At 72.1% G+C, this 16,062-nt stretch carries 16 protein-coding genes; 2 read left to right on the forward strand and 14 right to left on the reverse strand.

The genetic code is table 11. From position 1 onward, the window contains the following. Positions 1 to 35: 35 nt before the first annotated feature. From GQQ93_RS08090 to GQQ93_RS08120, 7 genes are all read right to left on the reverse strand, one after another. Positions 36 to 1,004 (reverse strand): ABC transporter permease, encoded by a 969-nt coding sequence (locus GQQ93_RS08090; protein ID WP_157423723.1) that lies wholly within the window; start codon positions 1,002 to 1,004, stop codon positions 36 to 38. After that, entirely contained in the window at positions 1,001 to 2,362 is a 1,362-nt protein-coding gene (locus GQQ93_RS08095) for a quaternary amine ABC transporter ATP-binding protein (RefSeq protein WP_157423724.1), read from the reverse strand. The genes GQQ93_RS08090 and GQQ93_RS08095 overlap by 4 nt, the downstream gene beginning before the upstream one ends. Before the next feature lie 366 nt (positions 2,363 to 2,728). After that, complete coding sequence (locus GQQ93_RS08100; RefSeq protein WP_157423725.1) at positions 2,729 to 3,151, reverse strand: Fur family transcriptional regulator; 423 nt, start codon at positions 3,149 to 3,151, stop codon at positions 2,729 to 2,731. Further along, positions 3,148 to 3,990: a metal ABC transporter permease gene (locus GQQ93_RS08105; RefSeq protein ID WP_157423726.1), complete on the reverse strand. Its 843-nt coding sequence runs from the start codon at positions 3,988 to 3,990 to the stop codon at positions 3,148 to 3,150. Before GQQ93_RS08105 ends, GQQ93_RS08100 begins: the two co-directional genes overlap by 4 nt. Next, positions 3,990 to 4,967 (reverse strand): metal ABC transporter permease, encoded by a 978-nt coding sequence (locus GQQ93_RS08110; RefSeq protein WP_157423727.1) that lies wholly within the window; start codon positions 4,965 to 4,967, stop codon positions 3,990 to 3,992. The genes GQQ93_RS08105 and GQQ93_RS08110 overlap by 1 nt, the downstream gene beginning before the upstream one ends. 50 nt (positions 4,968 to 5,017) lie before the next feature. After that, the gene (locus GQQ93_RS08115) at positions 5,018 to 5,803 is read right to left on the reverse strand and encodes a metal ABC transporter ATP-binding protein (RefSeq protein ID WP_157423728.1); all 786 of its coding nucleotides are present in this window, start codon (positions 5,801 to 5,803) and stop codon (positions 5,018 to 5,020) included. A gap of 5 nt (positions 5,804 to 5,808) precedes the next feature. Next, entirely contained in the window at positions 5,809 to 6,915 is a 1,107-nt protein-coding gene (locus GQQ93_RS08120; protein WP_157423729.1) for a metal ABC transporter substrate-binding protein, read from the reverse strand. Between the two features lie 165 nt (positions 6,916 to 7,080). On the opposite strand from GQQ93_RS08120, the gene GQQ93_RS08125 reads away from it, so the two are divergent. Beyond that, positions 7,081 to 7,569 (forward strand): GNAT family N-acetyltransferase, encoded by a 489-nt coding sequence (locus GQQ93_RS08125; protein ID WP_170296154.1) that lies wholly within the window; start codon positions 7,081 to 7,083, stop codon positions 7,567 to 7,569. A 184-nt stretch (positions 7,570 to 7,753) separates the two neighbouring features. Here the strand turns inward: GQQ93_RS08125 and GQQ93_RS08130 are convergent, their stop codons facing one another. From GQQ93_RS08130 to hisC, 4 genes are all read right to left on the reverse strand, one after another. Further along, positions 7,754 to 9,208 (reverse strand): dihydrolipoamide acetyltransferase family protein, encoded by a 1,455-nt coding sequence (locus GQQ93_RS08130; protein ID WP_157423731.1) that lies wholly within the window; start codon positions 9,206 to 9,208, stop codon positions 7,754 to 7,756. A gap of 57 nt (positions 9,209 to 9,265) precedes the next feature. Next, on the reverse strand, positions 9,266 to 10,249 hold the full coding sequence (locus GQQ93_RS08135) for an alpha-ketoacid dehydrogenase subunit beta (RefSeq protein ID WP_157423920.1): 984 nt from the start codon (positions 10,247 to 10,249) through the stop codon (positions 9,266 to 9,268). Positions 10,250 to 10,365: 116 nt separating this feature from the next. Beyond that, positions 10,366 to 11,499, reverse strand: a complete 1,134-nt coding sequence (locus GQQ93_RS08140) for a thiamine pyrophosphate-dependent dehydrogenase E1 component subunit alpha (RefSeq protein WP_157423732.1) — start codon at positions 11,497 to 11,499, stop codon at positions 10,366 to 10,368. A gap of 16 nt (positions 11,500 to 11,515) precedes the next feature. Next, the gene (gene hisC, locus GQQ93_RS08145; RefSeq protein WP_246192190.1) at positions 11,516 to 12,625 is read right to left on the reverse strand and encodes a histidinol-phosphate transaminase; all 1,110 of its coding nucleotides are present in this window, start codon (positions 12,623 to 12,625) and stop codon (positions 11,516 to 11,518) included. 52 nt (positions 12,626 to 12,677) lie between these two features. On the opposite strand from hisC, the gene GQQ93_RS08150 reads away from it, so the two are divergent. Then, on the forward strand, positions 12,678 to 13,061 hold the full coding sequence (locus GQQ93_RS08150) for a phage holin family protein (protein WP_157423734.1): 384 nt from the start codon (positions 12,678 to 12,680) through the stop codon (positions 13,059 to 13,061). Here the strand turns inward: GQQ93_RS08150 and GQQ93_RS08155 are convergent. The 3 genes from GQQ93_RS08155 to GQQ93_RS08165 all read right to left on the reverse strand — a co-directional run bounded on the left by GQQ93_RS08155 (position 13,027) and on the right by GQQ93_RS08165 (position 16,040). After that, positions 13,027 to 14,598, reverse strand: coding sequence for a hypothetical protein (locus GQQ93_RS08155; protein WP_157423735.1), 1,572 nt, complete (start codon positions 14,596 to 14,598; stop codon positions 13,027 to 13,029). The genes GQQ93_RS08150 and GQQ93_RS08155 overlap by 35 nt on opposite strands. Then, positions 14,595 to 15,014 (reverse strand): hypothetical protein, encoded by a 420-nt coding sequence (locus GQQ93_RS08160; RefSeq protein ID WP_157423736.1) that lies wholly within the window; start codon positions 15,012 to 15,014, stop codon positions 14,595 to 14,597. The genes GQQ93_RS08155 and GQQ93_RS08160 overlap by 4 nt, the downstream gene beginning before the upstream one ends. Positions 15,015 to 15,119: 105 nt before the next feature. Next, a complete protein-coding gene (locus GQQ93_RS08165; protein WP_157423737.1) occupies positions 15,120 to 16,040 on the reverse strand; it encodes an aminoglycoside phosphotransferase family protein in 921 nt (306 codons plus the stop codon). Positions 16,041 to 16,062: the final 22 nt, after the last annotated feature.

Consider the following 16,062-nt stretch of genomic DNA (forward strand, 5'->3'; position numbering starts at 1 on the left):
TTCCGCGCGACGAGTCGGGTGCCCGGTTCGGGCGGTCATTGGGCGACGGATGCCACGGGGCCGGCCTCGTTCGCAGCGGGCGCGGCGGCGGGGCCGGACGTGGGGCCGGTCGCGGGCGGGGTCTGCTGCGGGGCGCGCCCCGCGGCATCCGCTCGCCTGACCCGCTTCGCACGGCGCCCGCGCAGGCCGCCCAGCGCGCCGGTGAGCCGATCGAGGATGATCGCGAGGATCACGACGGAGAGACCTGCCTCGAAGCCGAGGCCCACGTCGATCCGGGTGAGCGACTGCACCACCTGGCCGCCGAGACCGCCCGCGCCGACCATGCCGGCGATGACGACCATCGAGAGCGAGAGCATGATGACCTGGTTGACGCCCGCCATGATGCTCGGCATCGCGAGCGGCAGCTGGATCTGGCGGAGGATGCGCGACGGCGAGGAGCCGAAGGCGTGGCCCGCCTCGACCACCTCCTTGTCGACCCCGCGGATGCCGAGCTCGGTCAGCCGGACGCCCGGCGCCATGGCGAAGACGATCGTGGCGACGATGCCGGGCACGACGCCGACGCGGAACAGGATGAGCGCCGGGATGAGGTAGACGAAGGCGGGCATCGTCTGCATGAAGTCGAGGATCGGGCGGATGATCTTCGACGCCGTGTCGGAGCGGGCCGCGAGGATGCCGATCGGCACGGCGACCGCGATGGCGATCGCACTGGCGACGAGCACCAGCGCGAGCGTGTCCATGGCGTTCTCCCACTGGTCGACGCCGACGATGACGAGCAGGCCGAGTACCGTGCCGACGGCGAGTTTCCACCCCCGTAGGAAGAAGGCGAGCGCCGCGAAGACGGCGATGATCACGCCGAACGGCGGTGCGGAGAGCAGGAGGTCGACCGCGTCGTAGAGCCCGGCGAAGATGGCGCGGACGACGGCGAAGAAGCCGCCGAAGACGTCGGTCACGACCTCGATGACGGACTCGGCGAGCTCGCCGAGGGGCAGGCGGAAGTCGTTCATGCCGGGCTCCTCTCCCCCGCGGCCGGCGCGGGTGTTGCGTCGGCCGCCGCGGCTTCGGCCGCCGCCGTGCGGTGCAGCGTCGCCGTGATGACATCGACCGGGATGGTCGCGGGGGTCGCGATGATCGCCTGCTCGGCGGTGTCGGTCGGCACATTGCCGAGCGCGGCGAGCAGCGTGACCCTCGGCACGGCGCCGAGGAGCCGGCCCTGGTCGTCGACGACGGCGAGCGGGAGCTGGCTCTCGACGGCGCTGCCGAAGAGCTCGGAGAGGTGCTCGTCGACGCCGACGACGGGATGGTCGTCGCTGATGACGCCCGCGAGATCGCGCTCACCCCGCTGCACGAGCCGCAGCACGTCGCGGTCGTGGGCGACGCCCAGGAGCCGCCGGCCGTTGCCGACGACGAACACCATGGAGGTCTGCAGGTCGCGCATGGACCGCAGCGCGGCGCGCGGGCCCGCCGACGCGGTCACCACGGCGCGCGGCGCCTCCATGACGTTGCCCGCGGTGAGCACGCGCGCGCGGTCGACGTCCTGCACGAACTGGGCGACGTAGTCGTCGGCGGGGTCGGTCAGGATCTCCTCGGCCGTGCCGAGCTGCACGATGCGCCCGTCGCGCATGACGGCGATGCGATCGCCGAGGAACATGGCCTCGTTGAGGTCGTGCGTGATGAAGACGATCGTCTTGCCGAGCTCCTGCTGCAGCTCGACGAGCTGCTCCTGCATCTCGCGGCGGATCAGCGGGTCGAGCGCCGAGAAGGCCTCGTCCATCAGCAGGATGTCGGTGTCCGAGGCGAGGGCGCGCGCGAGGCCCACGCGCTGCTGCATGCCGCCCGAGAGCTCGGCCGGCATCTTGTCGCCCCAGCCGCCCAGGCCGACGCGGTCGAGGATCCGATCGGCGCGCGCACGACGCTCGGCGAGCGGCACGCCCTGGATCTCGAGGCCGTAGGCGGCGTTCTCGCGCACCGTGCGGTGCGGCAGCAGCGCGAAGTGCTGGAACACCATCGACACCCGTCGGCGTCGCACCGCGCGCAGGCGCTTCGGCGCGACATCCGTGATCTGCTCCCCCATCACCGTCACCGTGCCGTCGGTCGGCTCGACGAGGCCGTTCAGCATGCGGATCAGGGTGGACTTGCCCGAGCCCGAGAGGCCCATGACGACGAAGATCTCACCGCGGCGCACGTCGAAGTCGGCGTCGATGACGGCGGCGGTGCCGAGGGAGGCGACCTCGTCGCGACCGGCGCCCTGCGTGAGGCGCTCGAGCGCCTCGCGCGGCCTGCGGCCGAAGAACTTGGTGAGGTGACGCACCTCGAGCGCGGTCGTCTCCGGCAGCTGCTGGCCGGGGTTCGGGTTGTCTGGCATGGATCGGGCTCCCTGAGGGCGCGCCGAACACCGCGCAGGTGAAGGGTTGCGCGGTCGGTTCGGGTGCGCCGAACTCGTGGGTCACGGCCGGGTTGGCGGTGAATCGGATGCCCCGCGCTCAAGCCCGGCGCGTGGTGCGATCGTCGGGCGAAACAGGGCGTCGTCGCGTCCGGCCATCGGGGCCGGATGCCTCACCGCCGAACCATACGCTCCGATGCTCGCGTTCGGGACTGTTCCCGTTTCGAGAGTGGCGGACCGCGGACTGGGCGATCGGTCTTGCAGGACCGTCGTCCACGCTATCGATGATTCGCGGAAGAACCCAATCGAGCCGCGTTATTCCGCTCTGATCTCGGATTCAACCTCGCGCTACTTCGGCGTCGCCGCTGCCCCGGGTTCACGGGCGGCGAGCTGCGTGCAATTCGCGCAGAGCCCGAAGACGTCGACGACATGGGCCGCCTGCGTGAAGCCGTGCTCGGCTGCGATGCCCTTCGCCCATGCCTCGACCTCGTCGGCCGCGATCTCGACCGTCAGCCCGCAGTTGCGGCAGATGAGGTGATGGTGATGCCCGGTCGTCGAACAGGCTCGGTACAGCGCCTCGCCCTCGGGCGACTGCAGCGAATCCGCCTCCCCGCTCGTCGCGAGATCGCCGAGCGCCCGGTAGACCGTCGCGAGCCCGATCGGCGAGCCGCTCGCGTGCAGCGCGGAGTGCAGCGCCTGCGCGCTGATGAATCCCTCGGTCGTGTCGAGAGCCTCGCGAACGGCCTCGCGCTGCCAGGTGTTGCGTTTCATGCGATTCGTGCGCCCTCCGCGGTCTCGACGGGAATGTCGGTCCGCCTCCACGCTAGCCCTCGAAGCTTGGAGAGTCCCAGCGCGAGGAGGAAGAAGGCCGTCGCGGCGAGGGCGATCGACGGGCCGGCCGCGATCGCGAACGCGCGTGAGGCGAGCACGCCGAGCACGCCCGACGCCGCACCGATCAGGGGGGCGACGACGAGCACCCCGCGGAACGAGCCGACCACGAGCCGCGCCGCCGCTGCGGGAGCCGCGATGAGGGCGATCGCGAGGATCGCGCCGACCGCCGGAAGCGAGCTGACGACCGAGGCCGCGGTGAGCCCGAGCACGAGCAGCTCGATCGGCCACTCCCGATAGCCCATGGCGCGGAAGCCGGCCGGGTCGAAGGTCGAGAGCGCGATCTCCTTACCGAACAGCGCGACGAGCGCGACGGCCAGCAGCGCGACGCATGCCGCGAGCAGAATGTCTCCGTCGCTGACCGTCAGGATCGAGCCGACCAGCAGGCTCTCGGCCCGCACAGGCAGGCCCGGGATGAGCGCCTGCAGCAGCGCGCCGGCCGCGAAACCGCCGGTGAGCACGATGCCCGCGGCGACCTGGGCGCCCTGCCGGCGCACGCGCGCGATACCCCACATGATCACGACGAGCACGACCGATGCCGCCGCGGCCCCCGCCGGCACGCTCACGCCGAGCGCCGCAGCGGCGACCGCCCCCGGGTACGTGCCGTGGGTGAGCGCCTGCGCGAAGAACGTGCGCTTGCGCAGCACCACGAGCGCGCCGACGAACCCGGCACCGACGCCGATCACGATGGCCGCGAGCAGCGCGCGTTCGAAGTAGCCCATCAGCGCCCCTCCCCCGCCCCCGTTGCCGCTGCGGTGCCCGCGGCGCGTGCTGCGGTGCCCGCGGCGCGTGCTGCACTCGTCGCAGCGCCTCCCGCGCGACGCGGCGAACGGGGGGCGCGGGAGGCGCGTGAGGCGCGTCCGCTGAGCGCGGAGACGCCCAGCACGAGGGCGTATCCCACTACGAAGACCGCCACGATCGTCGCTCCGGCGGGCAGGTCGACACCCGCCCCCACCGACACGGCGAACCCGGCGGCGAGACCCAGCCACGCGCCGATCGCCGCGAACCCGGCCGCGACCGGGAACAGCCACCAGAGCCGCCCGGTCACGAGCCGCGCGACCGCGCCCGGCACGATGAGCAGCGCGAGCACGAGCAGCGTGCCGACCGTGCTCGCCGCCGCGACGACCACGAGCGCGATCGCGCAGTTCAGCACGAGGTCGAGGGCGAGCCCCGAGTCGCCGGCCGCTCGGCTGCCCCGCGCGTCGAACGCGCGGAAGAGCTGCTGCTTGAGGGTGAGCACGACGGCGAGCAGGGCGATGAGGCTCACGACGACGAGCGGCACGACCTGCTCGGGCGGAATGGTCAGCACGCGCCCGAAGAGCAGTGCCTCGAGCTCGCCTGCGTAGTCGTCGCTCTTGGAGACGACGATGACGCCGACGCTGAACGTCGCGGTGAGCACGATCGCGATCGCGGCGTCGGAGGTGATGCCGGCGCGATCGAGCCACGTCAGTGCGAGTGCGCCCGCGAGCGCGGCGATCGCCGCACCGGGCAGGAGTCCGCTCGTTCCGCCGACGGCGAGGCCGATCGCCAGTCCGGGGAAGACGGCGTGCGTGAGTCCGTCGCTGATGAACTCGAGGCCGCGCAGGTTCACGAGCACCCCGACGATCCCGGCGACGACCGCGAGCACGAGCATCACGACGAGTGCGCGCGCCATGAACGGAATCGAGAACGCGGTGAAGAGCGCGTCGATCAGCGACATGCCCTGCCCCTCCCCCGCGGCCAGCGCCACCTATATGCGTCACACGGCATTCAGTGGCCCTCGTGCCCGGGAACGACGAGCGTGTGCTCGTCGATCTCGACCTCGACGCCCTCGAAGCACTCCTGGACGTTGCCGAGGGTGAGCACCTCGTCGACCGGGCCGAAGGCCAGTTGCGTGCCGTTGACCAGCACGACCGCGTCGCAGACCAGTCGGGCGAGCTCGAGGTCGTGCGTCGAGACGAGCACCGCGACGCCGCGGGCCTTGAGCTCGCGCAGCGTGTCGACGAGGGCATCGCGGTTGGGCTGGTCGAGGCCGTTGAACGGCTCGTCGAGCAGCAGGAGCGCGGGGTCGGACGCGAGGGCGCGTGCGAGCAGCCCGCGCTGGCGCTGGCCGCCCGAGAGTTCGCCGAAGGGGCGCTTCGCGAGCGCGGAGAGACCCACCGTCTCGAGCGCACGCGCGACGGCGGCGCGGTCGCCCCGGCCCGGCCATCTGAGCAGCCCGAGGCCGCGATAGCGACCCTGCATGACGACCTGCTCGAGGCTGATCGGGAAGTCGGGATCGAGATCGGCCGACTGGGGGAGGAACGCCAACATTCCGTTCGCGGAATGCGATGCACGGCCGGTGCCGATCGGGACGCCGCCGAGCGCGACCTCGCCGGCTGTGCGCGGCACGAGCCCGAGCACGCCCTTCAGCAGCGTCGACTTGCCGGCGCCGTTCGGACCGATGAGGGCGACCGCCTCGCCGGGCGCGATCTCGAGCTCGAGCCCGGAGACGCCCGAACCCCCCGGGTGCGTGAAGGCCGCACCGGCGAGGCGGAGTACGGGCGAGTCGCTCATACGAGTCATCCTTGCAGGGCGGCCGGGAGCGCGGTAGGTACGACGCCCCACGACTCGAGGATCAGTCGCGCGTTGTGCAGCTGGCTGCCGAGGTAGGTCTCGCCCTCGCTGCCGGCCTCGCCCAGCGAGTCGCCGTAGAGCGCGTCGGGCCCCGAGTACACCGTGACGCCCGATTCAGCGGCGATCGTCTCCGCGGCCTTCGGCGAGAGGGATGCCTCTGAGAACACCGCCGAGACGCCCGTCGACTCGATCTTCGCGACGAGCTCGTCGATCTCGGCCGCACTCGGCTCGGCGTTGTCGTCGAAGCTCGGGATGATGCTGCCGACGAAGGTCACATCGTAGGCGTCGACGAAGTACGTGAAGGCGTCGTGGTTGGTCACGAGCAGCCGCTCGGCCGGCGGCACCTGCTCGACGTTCTCGTCGATCCACTCGTCGAGCGCGTCGAGCTTCGCGAGGTACGCGGTCTCGTTCGCCTCGAGGCTCGCGGCGTCGAGGCCGTCGATGGTCGCGAGGCCGTCTGCGATGTTCTCGACCATGCGCTCGGCGAGCTCGGGATCCGTCCAGATGTGCGGGTTGCCGTCGCCGTGGTCATGGCCCTCGTGCTCGTCGTCGGCCGCGTCGTCATGCGCGTCGTCGGCCGCGTCGTCGTGCTCGTCGTGCGCGTCGTCGTGCTCGTCCTCCGAGGCATCCGCCTCGTCGTCGTGAGCATGGTCGTCGGTGCCGAACAGCTCGATGCCGGTGCTCGCGTCGATGAGCACACCGTCGAAGCCCGAGGCCTCGACCGCGTCGTCGAGCCAGCTCTCGAGGCCGCCGCCGTTGACCACGAGCGCATCGGCGTTCGTGAGCGCCAGCAGCTGCGCCGCCGACGGGTCGAAGCCGTGCGCGCTCTGGCCGGGGGAGAGGAGCTGGGTGATCTCTGCATCGCCGCCGAGCAGTTCGCGGGTGAAGTCGCCCACCTGGGTCGTCGTCGCGACGATCTGCGGGCCGTCGGCGTTGGTGGATGCCCCGGGGCTCGCGCAGCCCGCGAGGGCGATGACGCCGGCCGCAATCACGCCGCCCGCACCGATCAGGGTGAGGGGTCGGCGGGTAACGGTTCGGGTTCGCGTGTCCATGCTTCGAAACTACGCTTATTGATAATGATTGTCAAAACCACTAGCGACCTCTTGCGCCCGAGGGCGGCTCGCTACTGACGCAACCCGAAGATTTCACCGGGCATTCCACGTCATCCTGTGCACAACACTTGGCGCCTGTCAGCGGCGCATGCAAGAGTGAAGTACGTGGATACGACGACGGCCCCGATCACGCTGCACCGATTCACCGTCGCCGACGCCGAGCGCGTGCTGTCCGGCGCGGTCGATCCGCACGACGGGTGGGAGGGCGCCTACGCCTTCACCGACGAGCCCGAGCTCCTCGCCGAGTACGTGCGCGCGGTACGGCAGAACGGCGACCCCATTCCCTTCGGCCCCTACCTGGTGCGCCGCGGCGAAGACGGGCCCGCCATCGGGGGAGTGAACCTGTTCGGCCCGCCTGACGCCGATGGCGCCGTCGAGTTCGACTTCGGGCTCGTGCCCGCCGTGCGCGGCCAAGGGCTCGCGTTCCACACCGTACTGGCCGCCGTCGAGCTCGCGCGGTCGACCGGGCTCGCGCGCATCGTGCGCGCCTCGGCCGAGGTCTCGAACCTGCCCGCGCGCCGCACCCTCGAGCGCGTCGGCTTCGTCGAGGCGAGCCGCACGCCCGACACGATCACGAGCGAGTTCCGCCTGTAGCGCGATCAGCTCGACAGTCCCCGCTCCGGGGGTCGTTTCCCGCCATCTCGTGCGCAGGCGCGCTCGGAGATGGCGAAAATTGACCCCCGGAATGCGGTACCGCGAACGGCGGCTGCGCGCGAGCGCGCAGGCCGGTGCCGATACGATGCCCCGCTGCTTCAGCAGCAGGGGTGCGAGACCCCCGCTACTCGAGCAGCAGCGCCGGCTCCTCGATGATCGACGCGACGTCGGCGACGAAGCGCGAGACGACGTCGCCGTCGACGACGCGGTGGTCGAACGAGCCGCCGATCGTCGTCACGAAGCGCGGGCGCACCTCGCCGTCGACGACCCACGGTTTCTGCTTGATCGTGCCGAGCGCGACGATGCCGACCTCGCCCGGGTTGAGGATCGGGGTGCCGGTGTCCATGCCGAAGACTCCGATGTTCGTGATGGTGATCGTGCCGCCCTGCATCTCGGCTGGCTGCGTCTTGCCCTCGCGGGCGGTGAGCGTCAGTTGCTCGAGCGCGGCCGCGAGCTCGACCATCGACATGGCCTGCGCGTTCTTCACGTTCGGCACGATGAGCCCTCGGGGCGTGGCCGCGGCGATGCCGAGGTTCACGTAGTGCTTGACGATGATCTCGTCGTCGGTCCACTGGGCGTTGACGGTCGGGTTGCGGCGCACGGCCCAGAGCATCGCCTTCGCCATGATGAGCAGCGGCGAGATCTTGATGCCGGCGTAGTCGGGCGAGGCCTTGAGCCGCTTGAGGTACTCCATCGTGCGAGTCGCGTCGACATCGACGAACACCGACACATGCGGCGCCGAGTATGCACTCTGCACCATGGCGTTCGCGATCGCCTTGCGCACGCCCTTCACGGGAATGCGGGTCTCGCGATCAGCCGGTGCCTCTGGCGTCTGGATGTTGCGGAAGACGCTCGCCTGGCTCGCCTCGCGGATGACGTCGTCGCGCGTGATGTCGCCGATCGGCCCGGTCGGCGCGACCCGCGAGAGGTCGACGCCGAGGTCCTTCGCGAGCTTGCGGATCGGCGGCTTCGCGATGACGGGCACGCGCGACTCGCCGCGCGAGCCCGCGGCCGATGCAGGGGCGGATGCCACGGGGCCGGCGCCGCGGTCGGCCGCGACAGGTGCGGGGGCCGGCGCCGCGGGAGCGACGATCGGGGGAGCAGGCGGTGTCGAGAGCTTCTCGTGCGCCCCGCCGGGCGAGGGGTGCCGGCGTCGACGCGTCGCGGTGGGCCCCGAGGTGCCGTGGCCGACCAGCACGGCGCCGCCGCCCTCCTCGGCCGCCGCGGGAGCGGGAGCAGCAGCAGCAGCAGCGGGAGCCGCAGCAGCAGACGCTGCGGGAGCCGCAGCAGCACCGGCCCCGACGCCACCCGCATCAGCGGCAGGCGACGCCCCCGCGGCATCCGTCTGGATCACCAGGATGGGCGTGCCGACGTCGACCGTGCTGCCCTCGTCGACCAGGAGCTCGGCGACGACGCCCTCGAACGCGCTCGGCAGCTCGACGAGCGACTTCGCCGTCTCGATCTCGACGAAGACCTGGTCGAGCGCGATGCGATCGCCGGGCGCGACGCGCCACTGCACGATCTCGGCCTCGGTGAGGCCCTCGCCGACATCGGGAAGTGGGAATCGGATCTCGCTCATCAGTCTTACCCTCGCAGTCGAGTCATGCCATCAGCGACATGTCTGGGTCGTGTCGTGTCAGTAGGCCAGTGCGCGGTCCACGGCTTCGAGCACCCGGTCGGGGCTCGGCAGGTACTCGGTCTCGAGCGAGGCGGGCGGGAACGGGGTGTCGAAGCCCGACACGCGCAGCACCGGCGCCTCGAGTGAGTAGAACGCCCGCTCGGCGACGGTCGCGGCGATCTCGGAGCCGACCGAGACGTGGCCGTACGCCTCTTGGGCGACGACGAGCCGGCCGGTGCGGTGCACCGACTCGAGCAGCGGGCCGTAGTCGATGGGGGAGAGGGAGCGCAGGTCGACGACCTCGATGCTCGTGCCCTCTTCTGCGGCGACGTCGGCGGCCTGCAGCAGGGTCGACACCATCGCGCCGTGGCCGACCACCGTGATGTCGGCGCCCTGGCGCACCACGCGACTCGCGTGCAGCGGCAGTCCGGCGTGGTCGAGGTCGACCGGGCCCTTGGGCCAGTAGCGGCTCTTCGGCTCGAAGAACAGCACGGGGTCGCGCGACTCGATCGCCTCGCGGATCATCCAGTACGCGTCGTGCGGGTTCGACGGGCTCACCACGCGCAGGCCCGGGGTGTGCGCGAAGTACGCCTCGGGGCTCTCCTGGTGGTGCTCGATCGAGCCGATGTGCCCGCCGTACGGCACGCGGATGACGATGGGCATCGTGACCGTGCCCTCGTGCCGCAGCGTCTGCCGGGCGAGCTGGGTCGTGATCTGGTCGAACGCCGGGAAGATGAATCCGTCGAACTGGATCTCGCACACCGGCCGGTAGCCGCGCATCGCGAGGCCGATGGCGGTGCCGACGATGCCCGACTCGGCGAGCGGGGTGTCGAGCACCCGCTTCTCGCCGAACTCGGCCGACAGACCCTCGGTGACGCGGAACACGCCGCCGAGCGGCCCGATGTCCTCACCCATGAGCAGCACCTTCTCGTCGGCGCGCATGGCGTCGCGGAGGCCCGCGGTGATGGCCTTCGCCATCGACAGGGTCTGCACGCCGCGCATGTCGCCGGCGGGCTGTTCGGGGGCGGCGGCGGGCGCGGGCACCGGGGTGGCCGAAGCGGTGGATGCCTCGGGCGTCGTGTCGCTCGTCACGCGAACCTCCTCGTCGATCCGGCCGGTCATGCCGCGTCTCCGTCGAACGAGTTCTCGAACTCGTCGAGCCACGCGTGCTGCTCGGTCATGAGCGGGTGCGGCTCGCTGTAGACGTGCTCGAAGATCGAGGCGCGGCTCGGCCCGGTCAGTTCGAGTGCGCGTCGGCGCACATCGGCGGCGACGTCGGATGCCTCCTGGTCGACCTCGTCGAAGAACGCGGCCGAGGCGCCGCGGCTCTCGAGCCACGTGCGGTACCGGGCGATCGGGTCGCGCTCGGCCCAGTAGGCCACCTCGTCGTCGGTGCGGTACTTCGTCGGGTCGTCGGCGGTCGTGTGCGCGCCCATGCGGTAGGTGAGCGCCTCGATGAGGCTCGGCCCCTGCCCCGCGCGCGCCTCTTCGAGCGACTGGCGGGTGACCGCGTAGCTCGCGAGCACGTCGTTGCCGTCGACCCGCACGCCCGGCATGCCGAAGCCGCCGCCGCGCAGCGCGAGCGGGCTGCGCGACTGCCGCGAGACCGGCACCGAGATCGCCCACTGGTTGTTCTGGATGAAGAAGACCTGCGGCGTCTCGTAGCTCGAGGCGAAGACGAGCGCCTCGTTCGCGTCGCCCTGCGAGGTCGAGCCGTCGCCGTAGTAGACGAGCACCGCGGCATCGGTCTCGGGGTCGCCCGTCGCGGTCGCGCCGTCGAACTGCAGGCCCATCGCGTAGCCCGTGGCGTGCAGCGTCTGCGAGGCGAGCACGAGCGTGTAGAGGTGGAAGTTGCCGTTCTCCTCGGGGTTCCAGCCGCCCTGGGTGATGCCGCGCAGCAGCGCGAGGATGCGCACGGGGTCGAGGCCGCGGATCATGCCGACGATGTGCTCGCGGTACGAGGGGAAGAGGTGGTCCTGCGGGCGGGCCGCGTGGGCCGAGCCGACCTGCGCGGCCTCCTGGCCCGAGCTCGGCACCCACAGCGCCAGCTGACCCTGCCTCTGCAGGTTCGCGCCGGCGACGTCGAGCCGCCGCGAGACGGTCATGTCGCGGTAGAAGCGCTGCAGCGTCGCGTCGTCGAGTGCCTCGACGAGCGGCAGGTAGGGCTCTGCTTCGGGGCTCGGGCGCAAGGCGCCCTCAGGGGTCAGGAGCTGAACCGTCGGCGCGGTGAAGTCTCTCTCGCTGGCTGCCACCGTTCCACGCTACCCGCTATGCGGGATGCCCTTCTTGTGAAGCCGGTACAAGCTCACCCAGAATCCGGAGGAGGGAATCGACAGACTCCTCCTCGCCGATCGACACGCGGATGCCCGCGGGCGGGAACGCGCGCGTCACGAGTCCGGCGTCGAAGAGCCGCTCGGCGACCTCGGCCGTCGCCTCGCCCGCCGGCACCCAGATGAAGTTGCCCTGGGCGACCGGGATGCGCCATCCCTGCTCGAGCAGCGCTTCGCGCACGCGGTCGCGGCGTTCGGCGATGACCCCGACGCGTTCGAGCAGCTCGGCCTCGGCGACCGGCTCGAGCGAGGCGAGGGCCGCAGCGGTCGAGGCGGCGGTCACGCTGAGCGGGGTGATGGTCGCCCGGGCCGCATCGAGGATCGGGCCGGGACCGATCGCGTAGCCGACCCGGAGGCCGGCGAGGCCGTAGGCCTTCGAGAAGGTGCGTAGGACGACGAGGTTCGGATACCGCCCGAGCAGGGTCGCGCCGTCGACGGATGCCTCGTCGCGGACGAACTCGATGTATGCCTCGTCGAGCAGCACGAGCAGATCGGCGGGGACCTTCGCCATGAACGCCTCGAACGCGGCGGCCGTGACGACCGCACCGGTCGGGTTGTTCGGCGAGCAGACCATGACGACGCGGGTGCGGTCGGTGATCGCCGCGGCCATCGCCTCGAGGTCGTGCCCGTGATCGGGACGGTTCGGCACCTGCACGCTGGTCGCGCCCGACACGGTCACGAGGCCCGGGTAGGCCTCGAAGGAGCGCCACGAGTAGACGACCTCGTCACCGGGAGCGGCGGCGGCCTGGATCAGCGCGGCGAGCAGCGCCACCGAACCGGCGCCGACGAGCACCTCGTCGGCGGTGACCCCGTACCGCTCGGCGAGCCGCTCGCGCAGCGCGAGCGCCGTGGCGTCGGGGTAGCGGTTGATCGTCGAGGCCGCGGCGGCGACCGCATCGACGACCGAGGGCAGCGGCTCGAACGGGTTCTCGTTGCTCGACAGCTTGAACCCGTCGGCGGGGGCGGGGCGGCCCTGGCGATACGGCGGGAGTGCGGCGATCTCGGGGCGCAGGCGAACGCCTGCCCCTCGCGGTTCCGGTGCGTTCACGCGATCCACCGTACCCCTTCGCCTCCGCTGCGCCGTCTGACAGAGTGGAGGCATGCGGTTCATCCTCAAGGTCATCGTCGTCGCCCTCGCACTGTGGCTGACGACGCTCATCGTCTCGGGTGTCAGCGTGGTGCCGTACGACGACACCGAGCTCGCGACCGTGCTCACCTACCTCCTCGTCGCCGTGATCTTCGGCCTCGTCAACGCGATCGTCGGCACCTTCATCAGGATCGTCGCGTTCCCGATCTACGTCATCACGCTCGGCCTCATCTCGTTCATCGTCAACGGCCTGCTGCTGCTGCTCGTCGACTGGATCAGCGGGCTCATGGGCTTCGGACTCGTCGTCGAGAGCTTCTGGTGGGGCGTGCTCGGCGCGCTCGTGCTCGGGTTGATCAGCTGGCTCATCGGCCTCGTGGTGCGTCCGTCGCGCGACTGAGCGGCGCGGCGACGGCTGGCGCGGGCGACGGCTCGAGTGCCGGCTCGGCCGCACCCGCCGGGTCGCGTTCGGCGATCCACTCGCTGACTGCACCGGTGCCGCCGCCCGTGAACGCGATCAGCTCGCGGAGCTCGACGAGCTTCGTCGCCTCAGAGGCGTCGATGAGTGCCGCCGTGTCGCGGTAGCTCTCGAGCGAATGCGCCGGAAGCACGCCTTCGTAGCCGTGTCCGTCGCCGAGCACGCTGCGCGTGACGGTCGTGCGCTCAGGCGACGACCGACCGGCGCCGCCGACCGCCGGAACCAGATCCTCGTCGTGGGCGACGTCGAGCACCGGCACCCCGTCGCGTGTCGGCGCCGAGTCGCCCGGGCCGCCGAGATTCACGCCGCCGATCGCATTGAGCTCGGGATCCTTCACGAGTTCGTGCACGATGATGCCGCCGCCCGAATGACCGGCGAAGTAGACCGGGTCGCCCGGCGCCATTCCGGCGGCCAGCATCGCGTCGCGGACGGCCCGCTCACCCGCCCCCGACTCGGCGCCGGCGAGGCGGAGCGCGTCGAGCGGCGAGTCGTCGGCGACGCCGTGCAGGTTCGAGACCATGTCGAAGGGCTGCTCGCCCGCGACGATCGCGGGATCGACGGTGCCGCTGATGTAGACCACCCAGCGCGGATCACCGGGTTCGCCATAGCGCTCGATGCGGATCTGCGGCCCTTCGCCGCCGGGGATGCGCGCCGCGAGGTCGGCGAAGCCGCCCGGAGCTCGCACGCTGCGCTCGGGCCCCGCGCTCGGGTGCCCCGCGGGCGCGGCCCCGTCGCCTGCGCGGTCGCCGCCCTCGGCTCGGCGCACCGAGACGGGCCCGTCGACCAGGGCCCGCGAGCCGACGAGTGCGGCGACCCCCAGCAGCATCGACGCGCTCTCGGGGGCGTTCACGAGATCGCCGAACGCCGCGGCGAGCCCGCTACCGCCGGGGAGGCGCGCAGCGCCGACCGCGAACTCGTCGACCGAGTCGACCGCGGCACGCACCGCACGCACGAACAACGGGTCGGAGAGGAGCCCCCGGTTCGCGGCGAGCCAGTCGCCGAGCGGGGTGCTGCCCCACGCCTTCGCGGCGGCCGCATCGAGGCCCGCCGTCAGGGCGACCCCGCCCGCGAAGAGCAGCCCGGCCGGCGTCGTGAGCGCCGACCCGAGCAGGTAGGCGACGACACCGCCGCCGAACTGCCAGAGTCCGTCGACGGCGCGCTCCGTCCACCCGTATCGTTCTGCGCTCGCGAGGAGTGCGGCGCGGAGCTCCTCGCCGTCGGCCTCACAACGGCGCAGCTCCATTTCGAGTTCGCGCAGCAGGGCGGCCGGTCGCGGCTCGGCCCAGCCGGTGCCGTGATCGGCACCGATCGCGTCGAGCTCGTGGCCGAGCGCGCCGGCCTGCGCTCGCGCCGCAGACACGGCGGTCGCCGCACCGCCGAGGCGGGCGGCGTCGGCGAACAGCTCATCGGTCGCGACCGCGGTCGAGCCGCCGCCCGAGATCGTGATGGTGTCGCTCATCGCCGGGCCCCCGCGACGATGGAGCGCTCCTCCGCGCGGCGCGCGAGCCGCGCCTCCTCGGCGAGCGCGGCCTCCCGATCAGCCTGCACTCGTGCCTCGGCGTCGCGCTGGGCCTGCTCGTACTCGGCGAGCTCGGTCTGCATGCGGCGGATGCGCTCGTCGAGCTCGGCGGCGGCGGCATCGAGGCGCTCCACGCCGCCGAGCAGGCGCGACCGCAGCTCGTGCAGCCGTTCGGCGTAGCGATCGGCCGCTTCTGAGCGCCACCGCCCGCCGTCTGGCGGCAGCATCGCCGCAGCCTGTCCGAGGTCGGTGCGCAGCACGGCGAGGCGCCCGCGCACGGCGACGGCGGACTCGATGCGCTCGGCGGTGGCCGTGCGGCCCGTGAGGGCGGCGACGAGGGCGTCTGGGGCATCCATTCGGCCAGACTGCCGACCGCGGCGGCGTGCGCCGGCGCTCGGAACCGAACCGTGCGCAGACCGCGCCGCATCCCCCATGTGGAGGAGCGATCGGCTGCGTCGACCTCAGTCGACGAGCACCTGTTCGAGCGCGTGGCGGCCGAGGCGTGCGATCGGGCCCGGACCCGCGCCGTCGAGCGTGTCGACGACCGAGCTGCCCCAGACGACGGCCCACCCTCGGGCGCGGCGCCAGGTCGCGGCATCGACCGGCCTGCGCCGTTCGACGTCGCGCACGAAGGCGGCCCGGCCGGCGGCGTCGAAACTCAGCCACGCCGTCGCGAGGTCGGTCGCCGGGTCGCCCGCGGTCAGGTCGCCGAAGTCGATCACGGCGGCGAGAGCACCGAACGCCTCGAGCACGAGGTTGCCCGGATGCAGGTCGCCGTGCAGCCACGTCGGAGTTCCGGACCAGACCGGTGCGGCGAGCGCGTCCTCCCAGACCTCGCGGAGGCGCTCGGCGCGGTCGCCGAGGACGGCGTCGAGCCGCCCGCCCGCGAAGCGTTGGCGCACCGAATCATCGCGCGCCGCGAGCGGCACGCCGCGGAAGGGGTTGTGCGGCGCGTCGGCGGGGGCCGGCAGGTGCAGCGCGTCGATGAAGGCGGCGAGGGCCGGCGCGAGGGCGGCGCGGTCTGCGGGGGTGCGGGTCGCCCCGTTCACGCCGTCGAACCAGGGCACGATGCTCCACGGGGCGTCGAAGCCGAGTTCTGGAGCCGGGCGACCCGATCGAACCGGCGCCGGCACCGCGACGGGCAAGCGCTCGGCGAGCACGGGCAGCCAGCGCTGTTCGTGCTCGATGAGCGGAGCGGCGATCCGGCGGCGAGGGAGGCGCACCGCATACGCGGCATGCCGCGCGTCGAGCCGGTACATGGCGTTGTCCCAGCCGTTCGCAGCGAACTCGACCGGCCCGGCCAGCTCGGGGTACTGGGTCTCGACCAGCCGCGCCACGAGTTCGGCGTCGACGTGCAGCTCGGGCGCAGGGGCATCCGCCATCTCGTCACCTTTCGCCGTCTCG

Source organism: Agromyces lapidis (assembly GCF_009749405.1).
Lineage (GTDB): Bacteria > Actinomycetota > Actinomycetes > Actinomycetales > Microbacteriaceae > Agromyces > Agromyces lapidis.

Bases quoted from the DNA above. Each gene is read 5' to 3' on its own strand.
- GQQ93_RS08090 (WP_157423723.1), bottom strand. From the start codon at position 1,004: ATGAACGACTTCCGCCTGCCCCTCGGCGAGCTCGCCGAGTCCGTCATC.
- GQQ93_RS08095 (WP_157423724.1), bottom strand. From the start codon at position 2,362: ATGCCAGACAACCCGAACCCCGGCCAGCAGCTGCCGGAGACGACCGCG.
- GQQ93_RS08100 (WP_157423725.1), bottom strand. From the start codon at position 3,151: ATGAAACGCAACACCTGGCAGCGCGAGGCCGTTCGCGAGGCTCTCGAC.
- GQQ93_RS08105 (WP_157423726.1), bottom strand. From the start codon at position 3,990: ATGGGCTACTTCGAACGCGCGCTGCTCGCGGCCATCGTGATCGGCGTC.
- GQQ93_RS08110 (WP_157423727.1), bottom strand. From the start codon at position 4,967: ATGTCGCTGATCGACGCGCTCTTCACCGCGTTCTCGATTCCGTTCATG.
- GQQ93_RS08115 (WP_157423728.1), bottom strand. From the start codon at position 5,803: ATGAGCGACTCGCCCGTACTCCGCCTCGCCGGTGCGGCCTTCACGCAC.
- GQQ93_RS08120 (WP_157423729.1), bottom strand. From the start codon at position 6,915: ATGGACACGCGAACCCGAACCGTTACCCGCCGACCCCTCACCCTGATC.
- GQQ93_RS08130 (WP_157423731.1), bottom strand. From the start codon at position 9,208: ATGAGCGAGATCCGATTCCCACTTCCCGATGTCGGCGAGGGCCTCACC.
- GQQ93_RS08135 (WP_157423920.1), bottom strand. From the start codon at position 10,249: ATGCGCGGCGTGCAGACCCTGTCGATGGCGAAGGCCATCACCGCGGGC.
- GQQ93_RS08150 (WP_157423734.1), top strand. From the start codon at position 12,678: ATGCGGTTCATCCTCAAGGTCATCGTCGTCGCCCTCGCACTGTGGCTG.
- GQQ93_RS08155 (WP_157423735.1), bottom strand. From the start codon at position 14,598: ATGAGCGACACCATCACGATCTCGGGCGGCGGCTCGACCGCGGTCGCG.
- GQQ93_RS08160 (WP_157423736.1), bottom strand. From the start codon at position 15,014: ATGGATGCCCCAGACGCCCTCGTCGCCGCCCTCACGGGCCGCACGGCC.
- GQQ93_RS08165 (WP_157423737.1), bottom strand. From the start codon at position 16,040: ATGGCGGATGCCCCTGCGCCCGAGCTGCACGTCGACGCCGAACTCGTG.